Genomic DNA, 19,855 nt, shown 5'->3' on the forward strand with positions numbered 1-19,855 from the left:
CCTATGGTCTGGTCAGAAATTCGGAATTCACAGGGTGCCCTACATGAGCAGCGATCCTCTCGTCATCTTTACCCCATCTGGCAAGCGCGGACATTTTCCTATCGGCACACCGGTTCTGACCGCTGCCCGCCAGCTTGGCGTTGACCTGGATTCGGTCTGCGGCGGCCGGGGAATTTGCTCCAAATGCCAGATCACACCCTCCTATGGTGAATTCTCCAAACACGGGGTGAGTGTCGCTGATGATGCCCTGACCGAATGGAACAAGGTTGAACAACGCTACAAGGACAAGCGCGGACTGATCGACGGTCGGCGTCTGGGCTGCCAGGCCCAGGTGCAGGGCGATGTGGTGATCGACGTCCCCCCCGAAAGCCAGGTGCACCGTCAGGTGGTGCGCAAACGGGCCGAAGCCCGCGACATCATCATGAGCCCCTCGACCCGGCTGTTTTATGTCGAGGTGGAAGAACCCGACATGCACAATCCCTCGGGTGATATGGAACGGCTGATCGCAGCGCTTGCCGACCAGTGGCAACTGCAAAACGTACAAAGCGACCTGCACATTCTGCAGTGCCTGCAACCGATCCTGCGTAAGGGCAACTGGAAGGTCACCGTTGCGGTACATCTGGGCGATGAGACCCAGCCGCCAAAGATCATGCATATCTGGCCCGGCTACTATGCGGGCACGCTTTATGGCCTCGCGGTTGATCTTGGCTCAACCACCATCGCGGCGCATCTGTGCGATCTGAAATCAGGCGAGGTCATCGCCTCGTCTGGCATCATGAACCCGCAGATCCGATTTGGCGAAGATCTGATGAGCCGGGTGTCCTACGGGATGATGAACAAAGGCGGTGATCAGGAAATGACCCGCGCGGTGCGCGAAGGCATGAATGCCCTTTTCACCCAGATTGCCAGCGAAGCCGAGATCGACCAGAGCCTTATCGTTGATGCGGTCTTTGTCTGTAATCCCGTGATGCACCACCTGTTTCTGGGGATCGACCCGTTTGAGCTGGGACAGGCGCCTTTTGCGCTTGCCAGCTCTGGTGCGCTATCGCTGCGCGCGACGGATCTGGACCTGAACATTCACCCCGCTGCCCGCGTCTATCTACTGCCCTGTATCGCGGGCCATGTTGGCGCCGATGCCGCAGCGGTGGCCCTGTCCGAGGCGCCCGACAAATCAGAAGACCTGGTGCTGGTGGTTGATGTGGGCACCAATGCTGAAATCCTGCTGGGCGACAAGACCAGGGTGTTGGCCTGTTCCTCCCCCACCGGCCCCGCCTTTGAGGGCGCGCAGATTTCCAGCGGCCAGCGCGCTGCCCCCGGTGCCATTGAACGGCTTGAAATCAACCCGGAAACAAAAGAGCCCCGCTTTCGGGTCATCGGCTCTGACATCTGGTCCGACGAAGACGGGTTTGACGCAGCCATCGCCACCACCGGCATCACCGGCATCTGTGGCTCGGGCATTATCGAAGCCATCGCCGAGATGCGTCTGGCCGGGGTGCTGGATGCGTCCGGCCTGATCGGATCTGCAGAGCAAACCGGAACGCAGCGGTGCATCGTCGATGGGCGCACCAATGCCTACCTGGTCTGGGACGGATCCGCCGACGGCGGCCCCAGGATCACCATCACCAACCCCGATATTCGCGCCATCCAGATGGCCAAAGCGGCGCTCTATTCAGGGGCGCGCCTGTTGATGGATAAACTTGGTGTCGAAACTGTCGATCGCGTGGTGCTGGCCGGCGCCTTCGGGGCGCATATCTCGGCCAAGCACGCGATGGTCCTGGGCATGATCCCCGACTGCCCGCTAGAGAAGGTCACCAGCGCGGGCAATGCTGCGGGCACTGGCGCCCGCATTGCCCTGCTCAACACCGATGCGCGGCGCGAAATCGAAGAAACCGTGCGCCGCATCGAAAAAATCGAAACAGCCGTAGAGCCGCGTTTCCAAGAGCATTTTGTCAATGCTTCGGCGATTCCCAACTCCGCCGAGCCTTTTCCGATTCTGTCGACGGTGGTCACCCTGCCGGAGGTGAATTTCAACACTGGCGGTGGCGACGGTTCAACAGGCGGCCGTAGGCGTCGCCGCCGCGGATAACCCGGCACAACCCGCACATGAGACGGCCATCACACGCGGGGCCAAGCCAATTCGCATTGCCCAAACAAAGGCTTGCCAAGAGACTTCCCTTGGCAAGCCTTTTCCCGCTGTCAGCGTATTGACCTCATCCCCGCCATTAGATACCAAAGCCCCAGCGGCGGGTATGGTGAAAAGGTATCACGGCAGCTTCCCAAGCTTTAGTTACGAGTTCGATTCTCGTTACCCGCTCCAAAATCTCCCATAGCGCCGCATGGACCAGGGAAAATCTCCCTATCCCCGACTGAATATTCTGCACATAAGTCTCCCGTCTTGCGATCTCTGGCCGCAGGGCCTGAGTCAGGATTGTTCCGCTCCGTTCCGGGACTGCGCTCTCCCTTGCTTTTTGCGGCGCCGCGCGGCAAACCATCGCTATGGAATTACGCTATCTCACACCGCTGACGGCGGAAGAACAACTGGCGCAGGGGCTGGATCAGCCAAAGCCCATGGCATTGGCGGACCGGGTTCGGTTCTCAGAGTTGGACATCCTGCGTCATGTCAACAACAAGGCCTATCTGGGCTGGTTTGAAACCGCACGGGTGTCTTACTTTGACCAGCTTTGCGCCCAGCATTTTGCCGGGATGCCGCCACCGCGCTCGGTGCTTCGCAATGCCAATGTGCATTATATTCGCGAAATGGTGCTGGATGAGCCCTATATCACCACAGCGCGGGTGATCTCTTTTCGCAACACCTCTTATGTGATGGAACAGCAGATCTGGTCTGGCGGGCTGCGGGCGGCGCTGGAGGCGGTGATGGTGTTGCGCAGCCCCGATGGCAGCGCAGGTTACCCCTTGCCCGAGGCGCTAAAGCGGCAGTTCACCACCAAAGACGGGGCAAAGCCCGCGCAGGGCTGATGCACCCAGCCCCAACCGGTGCAGCCTTGTACTATATGCGCCAAGCCTAGATGGCCCAATCTGCAGCTGCCAGTCTACCCCCCGCCGGTCCACGTTTTGTTCGCCACCACCGCGCGCCCCGCCAAGGCCCCCAGTTGCGTCGTTATGGGGCCCAGTGCACTGTCATTTCTGACAAGACCGCCTGGATCGGGGCCTCTTCTGGCGGCAATGAAAGCGCCCGCTTCAAGGCGTCTTTCTTGGCCTCGCCAAAGATCACCAGATGTTTTGACAGCGCCCCGTTCAACACCGGGGCCGACAAGCTGATGCGTGCTTCCGGCTGGCTGTCAGGGCGCAATATGGCCAAGGCCGGGGCCTGCGCTGAAAGCGCCTCTTTTACGCCCGCAACGCCGGGAAACAATGAGGCGGTATGCATGTCCTCGCCCATGCCCAGCAAGACCACCGAGAGTGGTAGATCGGGTTGAATCCGGGACACGATGGCTTCCAGCGCCTCTTCCGGGGTATGATCCAGCATATGAAAGGGCAGGAATTGGGCCGCAGCGGCACGGTCGGTCAACAGCCGCTCTTGGATCAGTCGCGCATTGGAGCGCGCATGCTGCACCGGCACCCAGCGCTCATCCGTTGCCATCACATGCACCCGGTGCCAGTCGATGTTGGCGGCGCAGAGATCGTCAAATATTGGCGCAGGCGTGGTGCCGCCTGCCACCGCGATTGAGGCCCATTCATTATGCGACAGATGCATTCTCAGATTGCCTGCAATCTCGCTCGCGACCTCGATCGTCAGGATTTCCCTGTCAGGGTATTCATTCATATTCACGGGTTTATACCTCTCCATTCTCGCTGATCCCTGCGCAACAACAGATCTGCATCACCTGGACCAGTGCTGCCGCTTTCATAGGGTTTTGGCACATCGCCACGCGCCTGCCAGTCCGCAATAATCGGGTCAATCCAGCCCCAGGCGGCCTCAACCTCATCGCCGCGCATGAACAGGGTCTGGTTGCCCCGCACCACATCCATGATCAGCCTCTCATAGGCATCGGCAGGATTGCCCCCCGTCTTCCCCAATGCGTCAGCAAAGCTCATATCCAGGGGAACATCCATCAACCGCATTCCACCGGGGCCTGGTTCCTTGATGGTCACGCTCAGAGTTATACCCTCATTGGGCTGCAGGCGAATTTTCAGGTGGTTGGCATGACGCCCGGCCTCTTCGCCAAAGATCGAATGCGGCGCATCCTTAAACAATACATTGATGACCGACGAGCGCGCCGCCAGCCGTTTGCCCGTACGCAGATAAAACGGCGTCCCCGCCCATCGCCAATTGCTGATATGCGCCTTGAGCGCAACATAGCTTTCTGTGCTGGTGCGCTGGTCGCCGACGGTTTGGCGATAATCATCGTCACTGCCCGCCCCAGAGTGCGTCGGCGCGTATTGGCCGCGTACGATATGATATGGTTCTACCGGGTCCAGTGCACGGATCACCTTGAGCTTTTCATCGCGCACTGCATCCGGGTCAAACTTGGCCGGCGGTTCCATGGCGATCAGGCACAACAGTTGCATCAAGTGATTCTGCATCATATCACGCATCGCACCCGACCGTTCATAATAGGCCTCGCGGCCCTGCACCCCGACGGTTTCGGCCACGGTGATTTGAATGTGATCGACATACTGGCTGTTCCACAGCGGCTCAAACAGCATATTGCCAAAGCGCACTGCCATCAGGTTTTGCACCGTCTCTTTGCCCAGGTAGTGATCAATCCGATAGATCTGCCCCTCGTCAAAATGGCTGGCCAGGGTGCGATTCAGCGCCCGCGCCGAGGCCAGATCATGGCCAAAGGGTTTTTCCACCACGATGCGGGTGGCGGCATTGGTCAGCCCATAGCTGTGTAACCGTTCTGCCAGTGGACCAAACAGCGCGGGACCAACCGAGAAATAGTAAACCTGCACCCGACCGGAATCGTCTAGCGACAACTTATCGCGCAGATCCATCCAGCCCTTTTCGCCGCTGCCATCCAGCGGCACATAAGAAACAAGCTGCAAGAACTGCGCCAGGGCGTCAGCGTCCGCACTGTTGAGCGGTATGTCCCGATCCAGCTGTTGCGCCAACTGGCTGCGGTATGCTGCGGTGCTGACCCCCGACCGGGCCGCCCCAATAATCCGGGTGCCATGCGGAATCTGCCCGGCGCAAAACCGGCGAAACAGCGCAGGCAAGATCTTTCGCTGCGCCAGATCGCCGGTTGCGCCAAAGACCACCAGATCAAAAGGCTCCACTGGAATGACTTTTGATACCATATTGTTTACCCAACCTTTTGCTCGGCAAAGACCCAGCTTCGGCCTGTGCTATCACGTCCCTGTCACATCTGCCTGTAGCGGCTTTTCATTTTCCACCTTTATACGCTAGCCTCTGACGAAAGAAACTGTCCGAGAGTGCATAAGCGTGAAAGATCTATCTGTTCCAAAAGCCAATATCGGAAAATTCAAAGACAGCTATGTGACGGCCGATGGCGCAATGCGGGCTTCTGTTGCACTAAGCCATCCTGAAACGCTTTGGTTCAACACGGGCACCCTGTGCAATATCGAGTGTGAGAACTGCTATATTCTCAGCTCCCCGACCAATGATGCGCTTGTCTATATCACTGCGGCAGAGGTCTGCGCCTATCTGGATCAAATAGAGGCGCGGCAGTGGCCGATCCACGAGATCGCCTTTACCGGCGGCGAACCCTTCATGAATCCCGAAATGATCACCATGACCGAAGCCGCCCTGGCGCGTGGTTTTGACGTGTTGATCCTGACCAATGCCATGCGGCCGATGATGCGCACATCCATGCGCGCCGGCCTAAAACGGCTAGAGACCGCCTACCCTGGCAAGATGACGCTGCGGGTATCGCTTGATCATTATACCCCTGCACAGCACGACCGCGAGCGCGGCGCGGACAGCTTTGACAAAACCCTTGAGGGTATGCGCTGGCTGCGTGATACGGGGCTGCGGATGGCGGTAGCAGGGCGAACGTTCTGGAATGAAACAGAGGCCGAGGCGCGCCTCGGGTTCGCCGGGCTGTTTCAGGACAACGGTTTTGCGATTGACGCGCAGGATCCAGGCGAAACCGTGCTGTTTCCGGAGATGGATGAAACAGTTGAGGTGCCGGAAATCACCACCGAATGCTGGGGGATTTTGGATAAATCCCCAAAGGATGTGATGTGCGCTTCCTCCCGGATGGTGGTCAAACGCAAGGGGGCGGCAACGCCTGCGGTTCTGGCCTGCACCCTGCTGCCCTATGCGCCGGAGTTCGAACTGGGCAAGACCCTGGCCGAGGCCGAAGCTTCGGTCCAGTTGAACCATCCTCACTGCGCCAAGTTCTGCGTCTTGGGGGGCGCCAGCTGTTCGAGCTGACGCCCCCCCCCCCACCGCATCTGCTGCGTGCATTAGATGAACCAGCTGGGGGTGCGATCAGTGCAGGGTCAAGATCCCTTTGACATTGCGCCACTGCCCCGGGCCGATCATCTTGCGGTGAGTAAAGCGCACTGAATGCAGCGGCCCATCCAGCTCTCGCTGCCAGAATTCGATGAATTCAAACAGCTTTGCGTGATCCGGCGCCAAATCGTAGTCTTGCCAGACATATGTATTCAAAACATGGGTGTAGTCGGGCATGTGGTAGGTGAACTCGGCGGTGGTCAGCCCGTAGCCCTTTAGCATTAATTCCGTACTGCTCTGCTCCATCTTGGCCTCCTCTGGAAAGCCCCCCTAGGTAAAAGCCTAGCCAGAAATAGTTAACGGCATCCAAACCGCATAAAACGACAGGAAAACCCGGCAAAACCGGCAGCTTACTTGCGCCCTATATATGCACTCTGATAGGGTGGCCCAACAATATATAGACCCATAGAAAAGAACGGGCAGTAAACGTGACAGATACGCCGGAAACTCCTGATAACGCAGAAGAAAAACTTCCTCAGCGTTCCGCTTATGATGGCCCTTCCATCTCCATCGAAGCGGAAATGAAGACCTCCTATCTGGACTATGCAATGTCCGTCATCGTCAGCCGGGCTATCCCGGACCTGCGCGATGGTCTGAAACCAGTGCATCGACGCATTCTCTATGCCATGCATGAAACCGGAAATACCCACGATAAATCCTATCGTAAGTCGGCCCGACCGGTTGGTGATGTCATGGGTAAATACCACCCACACGGTGACAGCGCGATCTATGATGCCCTGGTTCGGATGGCACAGGATTTCTCCATGTCGCTGCCGTTGCTGGACGGTCAGGGCAACTTTGGTTCGATGGATGGCGATAACGCCGCCGCAATGCGCTATACCGAAGTGCGCATGGACAAGCCTGCGGCCTTTATGCTGGCAGACATCGAAAAAGAGACGGTCGATTTCCAGGATAACTACGACGGCAAAGACAAAGAACCCACAGTTTTGCCAGCACGTTTTCCGAACATGCTGGTCAATGGTGCCGGCGGTATTGCGGTTGGCATGGCCACCAATATCCCCCCCCATAACCTGGGCGAAGTAATCGACGCCACGCTGGCCCTGATTGATGATCCCGATCTCACCAGTGAACAGCTGATTGACTATGTGCCCGGCCCCGACTTCCCAACTGGCGCCATCATGCTGGGCCGCTCGGGCGCGCGCAAAGCCTACCTTGAGGGGCGCGGCAGCGTTATCATCCGCTCCAAGACCCGAGTCGAGGAGATCCGCAAGGACCGCTATGCCATCGTGGTGGATGAAATCCCCTATCAGGTCAACAAGGCCGCGATGATCGAAAAGATTGCCGAGCAGGTGCGCGAGAAGAAGATCGAGGGAGTCGCCCACGTTCAGGATGAATCCGACCGGAACGGCGTACGTGTCGTGGTTGAGCTGAAACGCGATGCCACACCAGAGGTGGTGCTGAACCAGCTGTTCCGTTTCACCCCGATGCAGACCTATTTTGGCTGTAACATGCTGGCGCTGAATGGCGGCCGCCCCGAGCAGCTGACCCTGCGCCGTTTCCTGACATCCTTTATTGATTTCCGCGAAGACGTGGTGGCGCGCCGCACCGCCTACCTGCTGCGCAAGGCCCGCGAGCGCAGCCATGTGCTCTGTGGTCTGGCCGTGGCCGTCACCAATATCGACGAGATCGTCGCCACCATTCGCCAATCCGCCGATGCCGCTGAGGCGCGTCTGAAACTGATGACGCGACGCTGGCCAGCCCAGCCTATCCTGGAATACATCGCGCTGATTGATGATCCGACCCATACTGCCAATGAAGATGGCACCTATAACCTGTCAGAAACCCAGGCCCGCGCCATTCTGGAACTGCGTCTGCAACGGCTGACTCAGATCGGCGTCAAAGAAGTCACCGACGAGTTGGAAGAGCTGGCTAGCAAGATCAAGGAATACCTTGAAATCCTGTCCTCGCGGGAACGGATCATGGGGATCATCTGCGATGAGCTGCGGGAAGTGCGCGAGCAGTTTGCCGTGCCCCGCCGCACCGAGATCGTCGATTGGTCCGGTGATATGGATGACGAAGACCTGATCGAGCGTGAAGACATGGTCGTTACCGTGACCTCTGGCGGCTACATCAAGCGAACGCCACTGGGGGATTTCCGCGCCCAAAAGCGTGGCGGCAAGGGTATTTCGGGAATGCAGACCAAGGAAGAGGATGTTGTCACTAACCTCTTTGTGGCCAATACCCATACCCAGCTGTTGTTCTTCACCACCGATGGCATGGTTTACAAGCTGAAAACCTGGCGCCTACCCCAGGGCGGACGAACCGCCAAAGGCAAGGCCATCGTCAATATTCTGCCAATCCCGCCTGGCGTCTCTATTGCCGCCATCATGCCAGTGGATCGTCCCGATGATGAATGGGCAGATCTGCAGATTGTTTTTGCCACCTCTGCGGGAACTGTGCGGCGTAACCGCTTGTCAGATTTCACAAATGTGAAATCCAACGGCAAAATCGCGATGAAGTTCGAAGACGAAAATGCCGAAACCAAGCTGATCAATGCCCGCATCTGTTCCGAAGACGACGATGTGATGCTGGTCACCAGCACCGGTCGCGCCATCCGCTTCCCCACCACCGATGTTCGGGTCTTTAACAGCCGCAATTCCGTTGGGGTGCGCGGGATCAAACTCAGCGAAGGGGCTGAAGTTGTATCCATGTCGGTGATCCGCCACTTTGACGCCGAACCCTGGGAACGCAGCGCCTTTATCAAGCGCTTCCGCTCTGAGCTCGGCAGTGACATTTCTGAGGATGATGTCACAGCTGAAGTCACCGAGGAGGTTGAAGACGGTGCGCTGAGTGAGGATCGCTATCAGGAAATGCTGGCAGCCAATGATCTACTTGTCACCATCAACAAACCAGGCGCGGGCAATCTGACCTCGGCCCATGATTACCGAGTGAGTGGCCGTGGCGGTCAGGGTGTTGGCGCCATGAAGGGCGGCGAGATTGTCGCAACCTTCCCTGTTGAGCTGGGCGACCAGATCATGCTGGCCACCTCCAAAGGCCAGTCGATCCGGGTGCCGGTCGAGGGCATTTCCTTCCGCTCGCGTTCTGCTGGTGGGGTGCGGGTCTTTAACACCGGTAAGGGCGAAGAGGTGGTTTCTGTCGCCTGGATTGCAGAAAACGGTGAGGCGGACGCGGCAGCCGAAGAGTAATTTTTTCTTTAGCAGCAAGCATTTAAGATCGGACCTATGGCCAGCTTCAGCCGATAGCTGGCCATAGGTCTTTTGCCTTCAGGCCAGATCAGTCACTGCGGGATGAATGACCTCCGTGCCCATAGGAATCAAGCGCGGGGCGCGTAAAAAATACCCAAGGGTAGGTAGCGTTTTCCGCCCCCATATAGAACGGAACAATTTTCAGGCAGGGAAATATTAACGTAAACGAAGGTTTTTGCCGCTATCAAAAGGTCTGAAAATCCACAATTTTGGCAGGGCCTTTTTATGAATCTCTATCACTGCTCTATTGATCTCCACAACGAAGCCAAAGCGCTGGCCTTTGCCGGAGCCGTGGACCAATGGATGGCCTATCTGAAAGAGCGCGGTGTCGTGCAGGGGCATCGACTGCTACGGCGCAAGCTGAACCTTGCAAGCGACAATTGCCGGGATTTCCTGCTGGAAATTGAGTTCGACAACCTCAGCCAGCTGGATGATGCCTTTCGCGTATTAGGCGAAAGCAACGAAGAAGTTGACCGGCTGTATCGCAATGTGAACGACTTGATTGCCCATGCAGAATTTGGCCTCTTCCGCCCCTTCCCCGATCCGGAACGCGCCGAGCGCATGGCGCTGATCTGACCATAGCCCGCTCAGTTCCCTGCAAGAAACGTAAAAGGCCAGGCATTTGCCCGGCCTTTCTTATGCGGTCTGTACTGCCCTGTCAGAGCGCATAGAGCGTGGTGAATTTATCTGTCAGGTACTGCATCAGCGGCTCTGGGCTTGGTGCCACGCCAGCGGCATGGGCAATGGTGTCACGCGGGCTTCGCAGGCCGCCGTATTGTTGCAGGTTTTCACGCAGCCAACCGGTGGCAGAGGCGGTATTGCCCGCCGCAAGCTCGGCGTCGAGATCCGGCAAGTCGGCGCGCAGTTTCTGGTTCAGACAGCCCGCATAGACATTGCCAAGAGCATAGGTGGGGAAATAGCCAAACAGACCAACAGACCAATGTACATCCTGCAGGCAGCCGTTCGACGGCTTATCCACAGAATAGCCAAAATCAGCGGCAAAACGGTCATTCCAGGCGGTTTCCAGATCGGCGACTTCCAGATCCCCTGCCATCAAAGCGCGCTCTAGATCAAAGCGCAGCATCACATGCAGGTTGTATTGCAGCTCATCTGCCTCGGTGCGGATAAAGCCGGGATGAACCCGGTTCACCGCGCGATAAAAGGCCTGTGCATCCGGGATGCCAAAGTCACCGAACTCTGCCCGCATTTCGCCATACAGCCAGCTGGTAAAGGCCGCGCCACGCCCGATCTGGTTTTCATAAATCCGGCTTTGGCTTTCATGCACGCCCATAGAAACACCGCTTCCCAATGGCGTCAGCAGGAAATCCCGGCTGATACCCTGTTCATAGGCCGCATGGCCGACCTCATGGATGGTGGAATAAAAACAATTGAACGGGTCCTCTTCGCTGGTGCGGGTGGTGATCCGCACATCCAGGCCGCTGCCCGAACTGAAAGGATGCACCGCCTTGTCGACACGCCCATGGCGCATGTCATAGCCAAAGGTCTTGGCCAGCTTACGCGTCAGCTGCATCTGCGCCTGCTCGGAAAAGCGCCCCTCAACCGCCTTGGGCGCGGGACGTTCCAACACCTGGGCGCGCAGATCAACCAGACCGGGGCGCATGGCGTCAAAGATCGCCGCGATTTCAGCGGCGGTTGTGCCATGCTCATAGTCTGCGACCATGGCGTCATAGACATCGCCCCCCGCGGCCAGGGCCTGGCCTTCCTCACGCTTGAGGGCAACAACCTCTTGCAGCACGGGCAAAAAGGCTGCCACGTCTTCTGCAGCGCGGGCTGCGGCCCATTTGCCCTGCGCTTCAGAGGTCACCCGAGCAAGTCGTTTTGCCAGATCGCTAGGCACCTTAACGGCACGATCATAGCTGCGCTTGATCTCGCGCAGCTGGGCGCGGCCGGCTTCATCCGGTGCCACAGCCGTTTCCAGCCAATCACCCACCGCAGCAGAGGACCGACGTCCATGGATCACCGCCTCGATGGCAGCCATTTCTTCGCCGCGCTGTGGCGCAGCGCCACGCGGCATCACGGTTTCCTGATCCCAACCAAGCCGCCCGGCAATCTGCGCCAGCGCCTGGGTGTCCCGTTCATAGGCTATCAGGCTGTCAAATGTGTTTGTCATAGCTCAGTGGTCCTTGATCGAAGTTGCAACAGGATAGGCAGCCAGGAACCGCCCGCGCAGGATCACCACCCAAAGGCCAACCGCCACGAGCTGGTGCAGAATTGCTGCCTGCCAGGGCGCTGCGTAGAGGACGGTGATCACGCCCAGCAGGATTTGCAGCGACAAAACTGCAAAGATCAGGTTAAAGGCACTGCGGGTTGCCGGGTGGGCAGAGCCACGCCCCCGCAGCCAAACAACAACCGCGAAGGCAAACAGAAGATACCCGCTCACCCGATGGATAAACTGAACCAATCCGGGGTTTTCAAAGAAGTTCTTCCATAGCGGCTCGATCATCAGGGGGTTTGGTGGCAGCAGCTGCCCGCCCATCAAGGGCCAGTCCGTATAAGAGCGCCCGGCATCGATGCCCGCGACCAGCGCGCCCAGCAGGATTTGCAAAAAGGCAAAATGCAAAAGCCCGGTAGACAAGCCGAAAATCTTCGCCTCTTTGGCACGGCGCGCCTGCATCAGGTCACGTTCAGACCGCCCCAACAAGAAGACATACCAGGCAATGACCCCAAGGATGACAAAGGCCAGCCCAAGATGCGTTGCAAGCCGATAAGAGGCAACGGCGGTCATGCCTTCCCCCTGGGTGACCCCAGAGGAGACCATCCACCAGCCAATGGCACCCTGCATGCCGCCAAGCAGCCCCGGCAGCGCCAGACGTCCCGCCCAGCCAGTGGGGATGCTACGGGTCACAAAAAAGCAGATGAACCCAATGGCCCAGACCAAGCCCATGACCCGGCCCAGCTGGCGATGGCCCCATTCCCACCAGTAAATGGATTTAAAATCTGCCAGCTGCATCCACTTGTTTTCGATCTGCCACTGATCAATCTGTTTGTACTTGGCAAATTCTGCCTGCCAATCGGCCTCGCTTAGCGGGGGGATCGCGCCGGTGACCGGACGCCATTCGGTGATCGACAGGCCAGAATCGGTCAGCCGGGTAAGCCCGCCCACCACAATCATCGCCACCACCAGTGCAAAGAGCGCCATCAACCAGCCCCGGATCGCCCCGCGGGCGCCGCGGTGCCCGCGATCAATCATCCCCGGTGCGGCCTGTGGAGCCGCGTCGGACTTGCTGCCCTCGACCTCTTCAAAAATATTGCGCTTGCTCATGCTTGCCTCTTTCAGATCCGCCGCCACGCTAGGCAGGCTTTTCAGGAAGGTCCAGTGCCAGACGGCCTGGAAATCGGGGACGTGTTACAGACGCCATTTTTCTGGCGGCCTGCTGTCACCCTGCCTCTTGGTTTCGCCATTCTCGGTATCACTCTGCTTCCAGCGCACCATCTGGCGCATGATGCCATGCAGCATCTGCACATCGGCCCGTGTCAGCCGCATCCGGCTGAACATATTGCGGAAGACCACCTTCATGCCTTCGGATTTTGTGGGCGGAAAGAAATAGCCCGCCTCATCCAGACGATCCTCATAGTGGCTGACCAGGGCTTCGACGTCGCGCCCGGTCGCCCAGTCTGTTTTCCCCAGCTCAGTAACCTCATCGGCTACCTCTTGCGATTGGCGCTGCCATTCATAGGCGGTCAACAAAACGCATTGCCCCAGGTTCAATGAGGCAAAGTCAGGGTTCACCGGCACCGAGATAATGGCATTGGCGCGGGCGATATCGTCGTTTTCCAGCCCAGCGCGTTCGGGGCCAAACAGCACCGCAACCTTTTCCCCTGCCTGAATTTTCTGCTGCGCCAGCTTCATCGCCGCCTCAGGGCTATAGACGGGTTTGACCAATTCACGCGGGCGGGCGGTGGTGGCAAACACGAAAGAGCAATCCTGCAGCGCGGCGGGCAGATCCTCTGCCAGGCAGGCCTCGTCCAAGAGCCGCCCAGCGCCAGAGGCCATGGCAACCGCCTTGGGGTTTGGCCAACCATCGCGCGGCGCGACGATGCGCATCCGGTCTAGCCCAAAGTTCCACATGGCACGGGCGGCGGCCCCGATGTTTTCGCCCATCTGCGGGCGGACCAGAACAAAGGCGGGTTGTGGGGTGTCGCTTGGCATCATTCTCTCCGCAAAATACCGCTCTGCTGTAGTCTTCACATCACCGATGAGCAAGCCATTAGCCAGCCCAGTGGTGTTCAAACACCGCGAGCCCCCAGGCCAGCTGCACCTTTCCAACCAGCCGACGGATTTGCCCCATCAAGCCCCAGCAATACCAGCCAAAACCTTGCAGAAGCTTGCGTTCACCCATAGATCCGCTACAACCCATTGTTCAAAGCGAACAGGAGTGACCTGCATGGAAGATGCCGCACAAGCCCCCGAAGCCCCGCAGATCTACCTGATCTCCCCCCCCAGTTTTGAGCTTGGCCGGTTCCCTGATGTGCTAGCCCGCGTGCTGGACAGCACAGAAATCGCCTGCCTGCGCTTGAATATGGCCAGCCGCGATGAAGACACCCTGAGCCGGGCCGGTGACGCCCTGCGCGAGGTTTGTCACGCCCGCGAGGTCGCCATTGTGATCAGCGATCACCAGATCCTGGCAGAGCGTCTGGGGCTGGACGGGGTGCATTTGAACGATGCCTCCAAATCGGTACGCACCGCGCGCAAGGCCCTGGGCCCCGACGCAGTGGTTGGCAGCTTTTGCGGTGCCTCGCGTCATGATGGCATCAGCGCAGCTGAAGCCGGCGCCGATTACGTCAGCTTTGGCCCCGTTGGCACCTCTGGTCTGGGTGATGGCGCCGTGGCCGAGCAGGATCTGTTTGACTGGTGGTCGCAGATGATCGAGGTGCCTGTGGTGGCAGAAGGCGGCCTGACCGAAGATCTGATCCGCAGCACCTCTCCCTTTACTGATTTCTTTGGCCTGGGCGAAGAAATCTGGAATACCGAAGATCCGGCTGCCACCCTGAACCGCTTTATGGTGGCGATGCGCTAACGCGGGCAGCCCGGCGCATCCCCACCAGCATCAAAAGGCGCTTGCAACACTGCAGGCGCCTTTTGCATAAGCCTGTGTGCCTATCAAAGAGGCCTATAGAAAAACCCGTTCCGCAAACCAATAGCCGCCAATCAGGGCAATGGTCAGCGAGGCCGGAATGGCCACCCTGCCGCGATATTTGGGATAACCGGCAAACCAGTAGCCCAGACAGCCGTAGGCTAGGGCGATCACCGTCAGCTGGCCCAGCTCAACCCCGACATTGAACCCCAAGAGCGCCGGCACCACCTGACCCGGTGGCAGGCCAAACTCCCCCAGCACAGAGGCAAAGCCAAGACCGTGCAACAGGCCAAAGCCGAATATCACCAGGCTGCGCCAACTATGCACCCGGCGGACAAAGATGTTTTCCACCGCGACAAAGACAATCGAGGCGGCGATCAGCGGCTCGACTATGGCGGGGTTGACATGAACCACCCCTAGGGCGCCCAGCGCCAGGGTGATACTATGGGCCAGGGTAAACAGGCTTACCTGCCAGAGCAGCGGTTTCAGGCGCAGCGTCAGGAAGAACACCCCCAGCACAAACAGGATATGATCCAGCCCTTTTGGCAGGATATGGTCAAAGCCAACCGGCAGATAGCTTTGGAACACCTGCCAGCCATTTTGCACCGCGCCCCCCTTCAGCGCGATCAAGCCAGAGCGGTCCCCCCCCATGATATAGCCGGTATAGGGATCAGGCACGCCATTCTGCCGCAAGACAACCGCGCCGGATCGGTCAGGCCAGGTAATACTCAGGTAGGGTGCCGCGCCCGAAATCTCTCCTTTCAGAACCAGTTCAGAGCTGCGCGGCAGGCTGGCATTGCCGACCTCCGGAATATGCAGGCTATACAGTTGCAGGGGCACGGGAACGCCTGCTGTGATCTCCAGCTCTGGCAGCCAATCTTCCAGGAAAAGCCGCAGCATTGGTTCCAGCTCTGCCTCGGGCATAGTGCGCAGCAAGTCATAATCGCCCGACTTGTCACTGCTATTCGTATCGGCGCGCCCGTCCAGATCAATACCGGCCACAAATGCCTCTATGTTCATGCGCAACGTCAGCGTCAGCTGCCCCTCGCTGACCTCAAAATCCGCGATGGTGGGTGAAACCTCATGGGCACGCCCGACGCTTGGGGGATACATCAGCAGGCTTGACAGGATCACGATGATTGCCACCCTGAGGCAACCCAATTGCAAAGTCTTGAAAATGTTCAAACCTGTGTTCCGCTCTGTTCCTAAATCAATCACTCAACGCTATGGCCCGCCCCGCCCTGGCCTACTCCGCATAAACCTGCCCGCCCTTGGTCTCGCGGCGCTGGGCTGGTTGGCGGGAACAGTGGCACCGGCGCTCTCGCATGAGTTTTGGATTGAGCCAGAGAAATATCAAGTGAATTCGGGGGCCACCCTGAAAGCAGGGCTGCGCAATGGGCAAATGTACAAGGGCGCCCGCCTGCCCTATTTTGACCATCGCATCCAACGGTTCGAGACGGTGCATCAGGGCCAGGTCACCCCCTATCGCGGCCGCATGGGGGATATGCCTGCTCTGGTGCTAGAGGATCTGCCCCCCGGCCTGCTGATTGCTCTCCATGAAACCACCCCCGATCTGGTTACTTATGACAGCTGGCAGGAATTTGCAGAGTTCGCCGCCCATCAGGGTCTGGGCGACCCAGGCCCAATGCATCGACAGCGCGGCCTGCCCGCATTCGGGTTTGGTGAAAGCTACAGCCGCCATACAAAGATGCTGGTGGCCGTGGGTCATGGTGAAGGCGCGGATCGCGCCTTTGGGTTGGAGACCGAGTTTGTCGCCCTGCAAAACCCCTATACCGAGGCCGGACTACAGGCCCAGACCAACAGCACTGCCCCTGCCACCGCGTCCGGCTCTGATAGCGCTCTGGTACCGCTGTCTTTGCTGCTGCTCTATCGTGGGGTGCCACGGGTCGCGGCCCAGGTCGAAATCTTTGCCCGCGCACCCGATGGCGCGGTCAGCCGCAGCCTGGCGCAGACAGATGACGCCGGCCTGGTTCACCTGCGCCTGCACCGCCAGCACAGCTATCTTGCCAATGCCGTGGTTCTGCGCCCGCTTGAAGGCGACCCAAAGGCGGTCTGGCAAACGCTCTGGGCATCGATCACCTTTGCACTACCCGAATAAATCAGCCCCCAGCCGTGCAGGCCCTAAATTTTCCTGCAAGCGCCCAAGGCCGCTCGCTTGTCGCTTGCGAGGGGCGAAAAAAGGCGCAATAGAGAGCACATGACACAGGACATGCCGCCCCCCGCCCCCCCACAAGAGACTGCCGCGCCGGTGCTTTGCATCGGCTCTGTGCTTTGGGACATCATCGGGCGCTGCCCGGCGGAAATGCGCAGCGGCTCTGACATGCCTGGGCGGATCACCCGTCTGCCCGGTGGTGTGGCGATGAATATTGCCATGACGCTGGCCCATTTTGGCTTGGTACCCATTCTGCTTAGCTCTGTTGGCCGTGACCCCGAAGGCGATGAGTTGATCGCCGCCTGTCGCCAGCTGGGCTGCCGGACAGAACATCTCTATCGTTCGGACCATCTGCCAACCGATCGATACATGGCGGTGGAAGGCGGCAATGGGTTGATCGCTGCCATTGCTGATGCCCATTCGCTAGAGGCGGCCGGAGAGAAAATTCTGCGTCCGCTGATGGATGGCACGCTGGGGTCGCCGACCGTGCCCTATACCGGGGCGATTGCGCTGGATGGCAATCTGACGCTCTCGCTGCTGGGGGATATTGCCGTCCATCCGGCCTTTACCCATGCAGATTTGCGGGTGGCGCCGGCCTCTCCGGGCAAGGCCGAGAGGCTGCGCCCCTTTCTGGCGGCCACCCGTGGCACGCTCTATGTGAACCTGGAAGAGGCCGGGATCCTGTGTCAGGACAGATTCAGCGATAGCGCAGCCGCCGCGCTGGCGCTGATTGGCCACGGCGCGGCCCGGGTGCTGGTCACCGATGGTGGATCCTCTGCCAGCGAGGCCTGCGCACCCAGCCACAGGGCCGAAGGGGAAAGCCCAGTGATCACTCAAACACCGCCGCCTGTCACCGTTGCCCGTGTAACGGGGGCCGGTGACACTTTTATGGCCGCCCATATCGCCGCCGAAGCGCGCGGCGACACTCGACATAACGCCCTGGCCGCGGCTCTTGAGGCCGCCGCCACCTATGTTTCAGGAGACCCACCGCTGTGATCGACATCCAGTATTCATCCGAAGTCCGCGCCGCCAAAGCCGCCGGAACCGCAATTGTGGCGCTGGAAAGCACCATCATCACCCATGGCATGCCCTTTCCACAAAATGTGGAAGTGGCCGCCCAGGTGGAGCAAGATATTCGCGACGCAGGCGCCACCCCTGCCACCATCGCCGTGATCAAAGGCGTCTTGCATGTGGGCCTGGAGGCCGATCAACTGCAGGCCTTGGGTCAGGCGAAAAACGTCGCCAAGGTCTCGCGCGCGGATATGCCCGTCTGTATCGCCATGGGCCAAACCGGTGCGACCACGGTTGCCGCCACCATGATTGCCGCAGATCTGGCAGGGATTGCGGTTTTTGCCACCGGCGGCATCGGCGGCGTGCACAAGGGCGCGGAAACCAGCTTTGATATCTCGGCGGACCTGCTGGAACTGACCCAGACCCCCGTCACCGTTGTTGCAGCCGGCGCCAAGGCGATATTGGACATCCCCAAAACCCTGGAGATTCTGGAAACACAAGGGGTTCCGGTGATTTCCTACGGTCAGGACAGCTTCCCCGCATTTTGGTCCGCGCAATCGGATCTGATGGCGCCGCTGTGTCTGAACAGCGCTGCGGACATCGCCCGCGCCCAAGACACGCGCCGCGCCATGGGCCTGCCTGGTGGGCAGCTGATCGCCAACCCAATCCCGCTGGATGCAGAAATCCCCGCCGCCGATCTGGCGCCAGTGATTGCCCAGGCACAAAGCGAAGCCGATGCCAAAGGCGTCAGCGGCAAGGCAGTAACTCCGTTTTTGCTGCAACGGATCTTTGAGCTGACCGAGGGGCGCTCTCTCACTGCCAATATCGCCTTGGTGCGGAATAATGCACGGCTGGCGGCAGAAATTGCCAAAGAACTGGTCGCTCTCAACAGCTAAATGACTTTCCTTTGACTATAGCATTGCTCATGGGCGGATCAGTACCTAGGTTCGCCCTACACAACACGAGATTTTCCTGATGCTTGATCACCAGATATGACCTCTCCCTTCGACGAAGAGCCAATCCGCCACCGCCCTGGCCTGTTTGCCCGGCTGCGGTCGTCGTTTTTCACCGGCATCGTGGTTATTGCCCCGGTCGGTCTGACCATCTGGCTGTTGTGGACCGTGGTTGGCTGGGTGGATTCGGTGATCCTGCCGCTGGTACCGCACACCATTTCGCCGGAAAAATACATCGGCATCAATCTGCGTGGTATTGGGCTGATCATCTTTTTGATCTTTACCATTGTCATTGGCTGGGTCGCCAAGGGCATCATCGGCCGTTCGCTGATTGGTTTTGCGGAAAACCTAGTCAATCGCATGCCCGTGGTGCGCACGATCTATTCCGGCATCAAGCAAATATCCGAAACGGTTTTTGCTCAGTCTGAACGCAGCTTTGAAAAGGCCTGCCTGATCCAATACCCCCGTCGCGGCATCTGGGCGATTGGCTTTATCTCTACCACAGCCAAGGGCGAGGTTTCTGACAGCACCAAGACAGGCGATGCCTTGATGAGCATCTTCCTGCCCACCACCCCCAACCCGACCTCGGGTTTTTTACTCTTTGTCCCCAAGGATGACGTGATTGAACTGGAAATGAGCGTTGAGGATGCCGCGAAACTGGTGATCTCGGCCGGGTTGGTCTATCCCAACCCAAAGGATCCAGTCACACCGCCACCAAGCACCCCGCCGCAATAGCACCGCAGAACTGCGGCAAGCGGGGCTGGAGCATCGGTTGCCCCTTGCCTGCAATTTCGTCAAAGCGATTTTATGGTAGGAAAAGGGCGGCCCAGAGCATGCGTAATTGGGCTGACCCTGATTTGAGGTCGAGCTCCCGTTAGGATCGCAGGATATCTGTGAGCAAGGGAGATAGACGATGGAGTATTTTGCCGGACTGGATGTGTCGCTGCGGTCAT

17 protein-coding genes and 1 tRNA gene are annotated in these 19,855 nt (G+C 58.9%); 11 read left to right on the top strand and 7 right to left on the bottom strand.

Features of this window, described 5'->3' with window-relative positions; all coding sequences use genetic code 11:
- Positions 1-43 precede the first annotated feature (43 nt).
- The 3 genes from LRK71_RS19635 to LRK71_RS19645 all read left to right on the top strand — a co-directional run bounded on the left by LRK71_RS19635 (position 44) and on the right by LRK71_RS19645 (position 2,976).
- Positions 44-2,086: an ASKHA domain-containing protein gene (locus LRK71_RS19635; RefSeq protein ID WP_232405658.1), complete on the top strand. Its 2,043-nt coding sequence runs from the start codon at positions 44-46 to the stop codon at positions 2,084-2,086.
- A gap of 157 nt (positions 2,087-2,243) precedes the next feature.
- Positions 2,244-2,317: transfer RNA gene (locus tag LRK71_RS19640), tRNA-Gly, on the top strand.
- A gap of 179 nt (positions 2,318-2,496) precedes the next feature.
- Positions 2,497-2,976, top strand: a complete 480-nt coding sequence (locus tag LRK71_RS19645) for an acyl-CoA thioesterase (protein WP_232405659.1) — start codon at positions 2,497-2,499, stop codon at positions 2,974-2,976.
- 142 nt (positions 2,977-3,118) lie between these two features.
- On the opposite strand, the gene pgl is transcribed toward LRK71_RS19645, so the two are convergent.
- Entirely contained in the window at positions 3,119-3,790 is a 672-nt protein-coding gene (gene pgl / locus LRK71_RS19650; RefSeq protein WP_232405660.1) for a 6-phosphogluconolactonase, read from the bottom strand.
- Positions 3,787-5,262, bottom strand: a complete 1,476-nt coding sequence (gene zwf / locus LRK71_RS19655) for a glucose-6-phosphate dehydrogenase (RefSeq protein WP_232405661.1) — start codon at positions 5,260-5,262, stop codon at positions 3,787-3,789. The genes pgl and zwf overlap by 4 nt, the downstream gene beginning before the upstream one ends.
- Before the next feature lie 145 nt (positions 5,263-5,407).
- On the opposite strand from zwf, the gene LRK71_RS19660 reads away from it, so the two are divergent.
- Complete coding sequence (locus LRK71_RS19660; RefSeq protein WP_232405662.1) at positions 5,408-6,361, top strand: radical SAM protein; 954 nt, start codon at positions 5,408-5,410, stop codon at positions 6,359-6,361.
- A gap of 57 nt (positions 6,362-6,418) precedes the next feature.
- On the opposite strand, the gene LRK71_RS19665 is transcribed toward LRK71_RS19660, so the two are convergent.
- Complete coding sequence (locus LRK71_RS19665; protein ID WP_232405663.1) at positions 6,419-6,688, bottom strand: usg protein; 270 nt, start codon at positions 6,686-6,688, stop codon at positions 6,419-6,421.
- A 182-nt stretch (positions 6,689-6,870) separates the two neighbouring features.
- Here LRK71_RS19665 and gyrA point away from each other — a divergent pair, with 182 nt between their 5' ends.
- Together gyrA and LRK71_RS19675 are read left to right on the top strand one after the other, a co-directional pair.
- A complete protein-coding gene (gyrA, locus tag LRK71_RS19670; RefSeq protein WP_232405664.1) occupies positions 6,871-9,609 on the top strand; it encodes a DNA gyrase subunit A in 2,739 nt (912 codons plus the stop codon).
- Positions 9,610-9,894: 285 nt separating this feature from the next.
- Complete coding sequence (locus tag LRK71_RS19675; protein WP_232405665.1) at positions 9,895-10,245, top strand: DUF6614 family protein; 351 nt, start codon at positions 9,895-9,897, stop codon at positions 10,243-10,245.
- Positions 10,246-10,327: 82 nt separating this feature from the next.
- On the opposite strand, the gene LRK71_RS19680 is transcribed toward LRK71_RS19675, so the two are convergent.
- The 3 genes from LRK71_RS19680 to LRK71_RS19690 all read right to left on the bottom strand — a co-directional run bounded on the left by LRK71_RS19680 (position 10,328) and on the right by LRK71_RS19690 (position 13,840).
- Positions 10,328-11,800, bottom strand: a complete 1,473-nt coding sequence (locus LRK71_RS19680; RefSeq protein ID WP_232405666.1) for a carboxypeptidase M32 — start codon at positions 11,798-11,800, stop codon at positions 10,328-10,330.
- Positions 11,801-11,803: 3 nt separating this feature from the next.
- Complete coding sequence (gene ctaA, locus LRK71_RS19685; protein ID WP_232405667.1) at positions 11,804-12,952, bottom strand: heme A synthase; 1,149 nt, start codon at positions 12,950-12,952, stop codon at positions 11,804-11,806.
- Between the two features lie 84 nt (positions 12,953-13,036).
- Positions 13,037-13,840 (bottom strand): RNA methyltransferase, encoded by an 804-nt coding sequence (locus tag LRK71_RS19690; protein ID WP_232405668.1) that lies wholly within the window; start codon positions 13,838-13,840, stop codon positions 13,037-13,039.
- 235 nt (positions 13,841-14,075) lie between these two features.
- Between LRK71_RS19690 and LRK71_RS19695 the strand changes: the two genes are divergently transcribed.
- Positions 14,076-14,708, top strand: coding sequence for a thiamine phosphate synthase (locus tag LRK71_RS19695; RefSeq protein ID WP_232405669.1), 633 nt, complete (start codon positions 14,076-14,078; stop codon positions 14,706-14,708).
- 93 nt (positions 14,709-14,801) lie between these two features.
- Here LRK71_RS19695 and LRK71_RS19700 read toward each other — a convergent pair whose 3' ends face one another.
- Entirely contained in the window at positions 14,802-15,878 is a 1,077-nt protein-coding gene (locus LRK71_RS19700) for a HupE/UreJ family protein (RefSeq protein ID WP_232405674.1), read from the bottom strand.
- Positions 15,879-15,942: 64 nt separating this feature from the next.
- Between LRK71_RS19700 and LRK71_RS19705 the strand changes: the two genes are divergently transcribed.
- From LRK71_RS19705 to LRK71_RS19720, 4 genes are all read left to right on the top strand, one after another.
- Positions 15,943-16,884, top strand: a complete 942-nt coding sequence (locus tag LRK71_RS19705) for a DUF4198 domain-containing protein (protein ID WP_232405670.1) — start codon at positions 15,943-15,945, stop codon at positions 16,882-16,884.
- Positions 16,885-16,983: 99 nt separating this feature from the next.
- A complete protein-coding gene (locus tag LRK71_RS19710) occupies positions 16,984-17,934 on the top strand; it encodes a PfkB family carbohydrate kinase (protein WP_232405671.1) in 951 nt (316 codons plus the stop codon).
- Positions 17,931-18,845, top strand: coding sequence for a pseudouridine-5'-phosphate glycosidase (locus LRK71_RS19715; RefSeq protein WP_232405672.1), 915 nt, complete (start codon positions 17,931-17,933; stop codon positions 18,843-18,845). The genes LRK71_RS19710 and LRK71_RS19715 overlap by 4 nt, the downstream gene beginning before the upstream one ends.
- Before the next feature lie 96 nt (positions 18,846-18,941).
- Positions 18,942-19,637, top strand: coding sequence for a DUF502 domain-containing protein (locus LRK71_RS19720; protein ID WP_232405673.1), 696 nt, complete (start codon positions 18,942-18,944; stop codon positions 19,635-19,637).
- Positions 19,638-19,855 lie beyond the last annotated feature (218 nt).

Origin of the sequence: Pseudophaeobacter flagellatus, from assembly GCF_021228235.1 — a bacterium.
Classification (GTDB): domain Bacteria; phylum Pseudomonadota; class Alphaproteobacteria; order Rhodobacterales; family Rhodobacteraceae; genus Pseudophaeobacter; species Pseudophaeobacter flagellatus.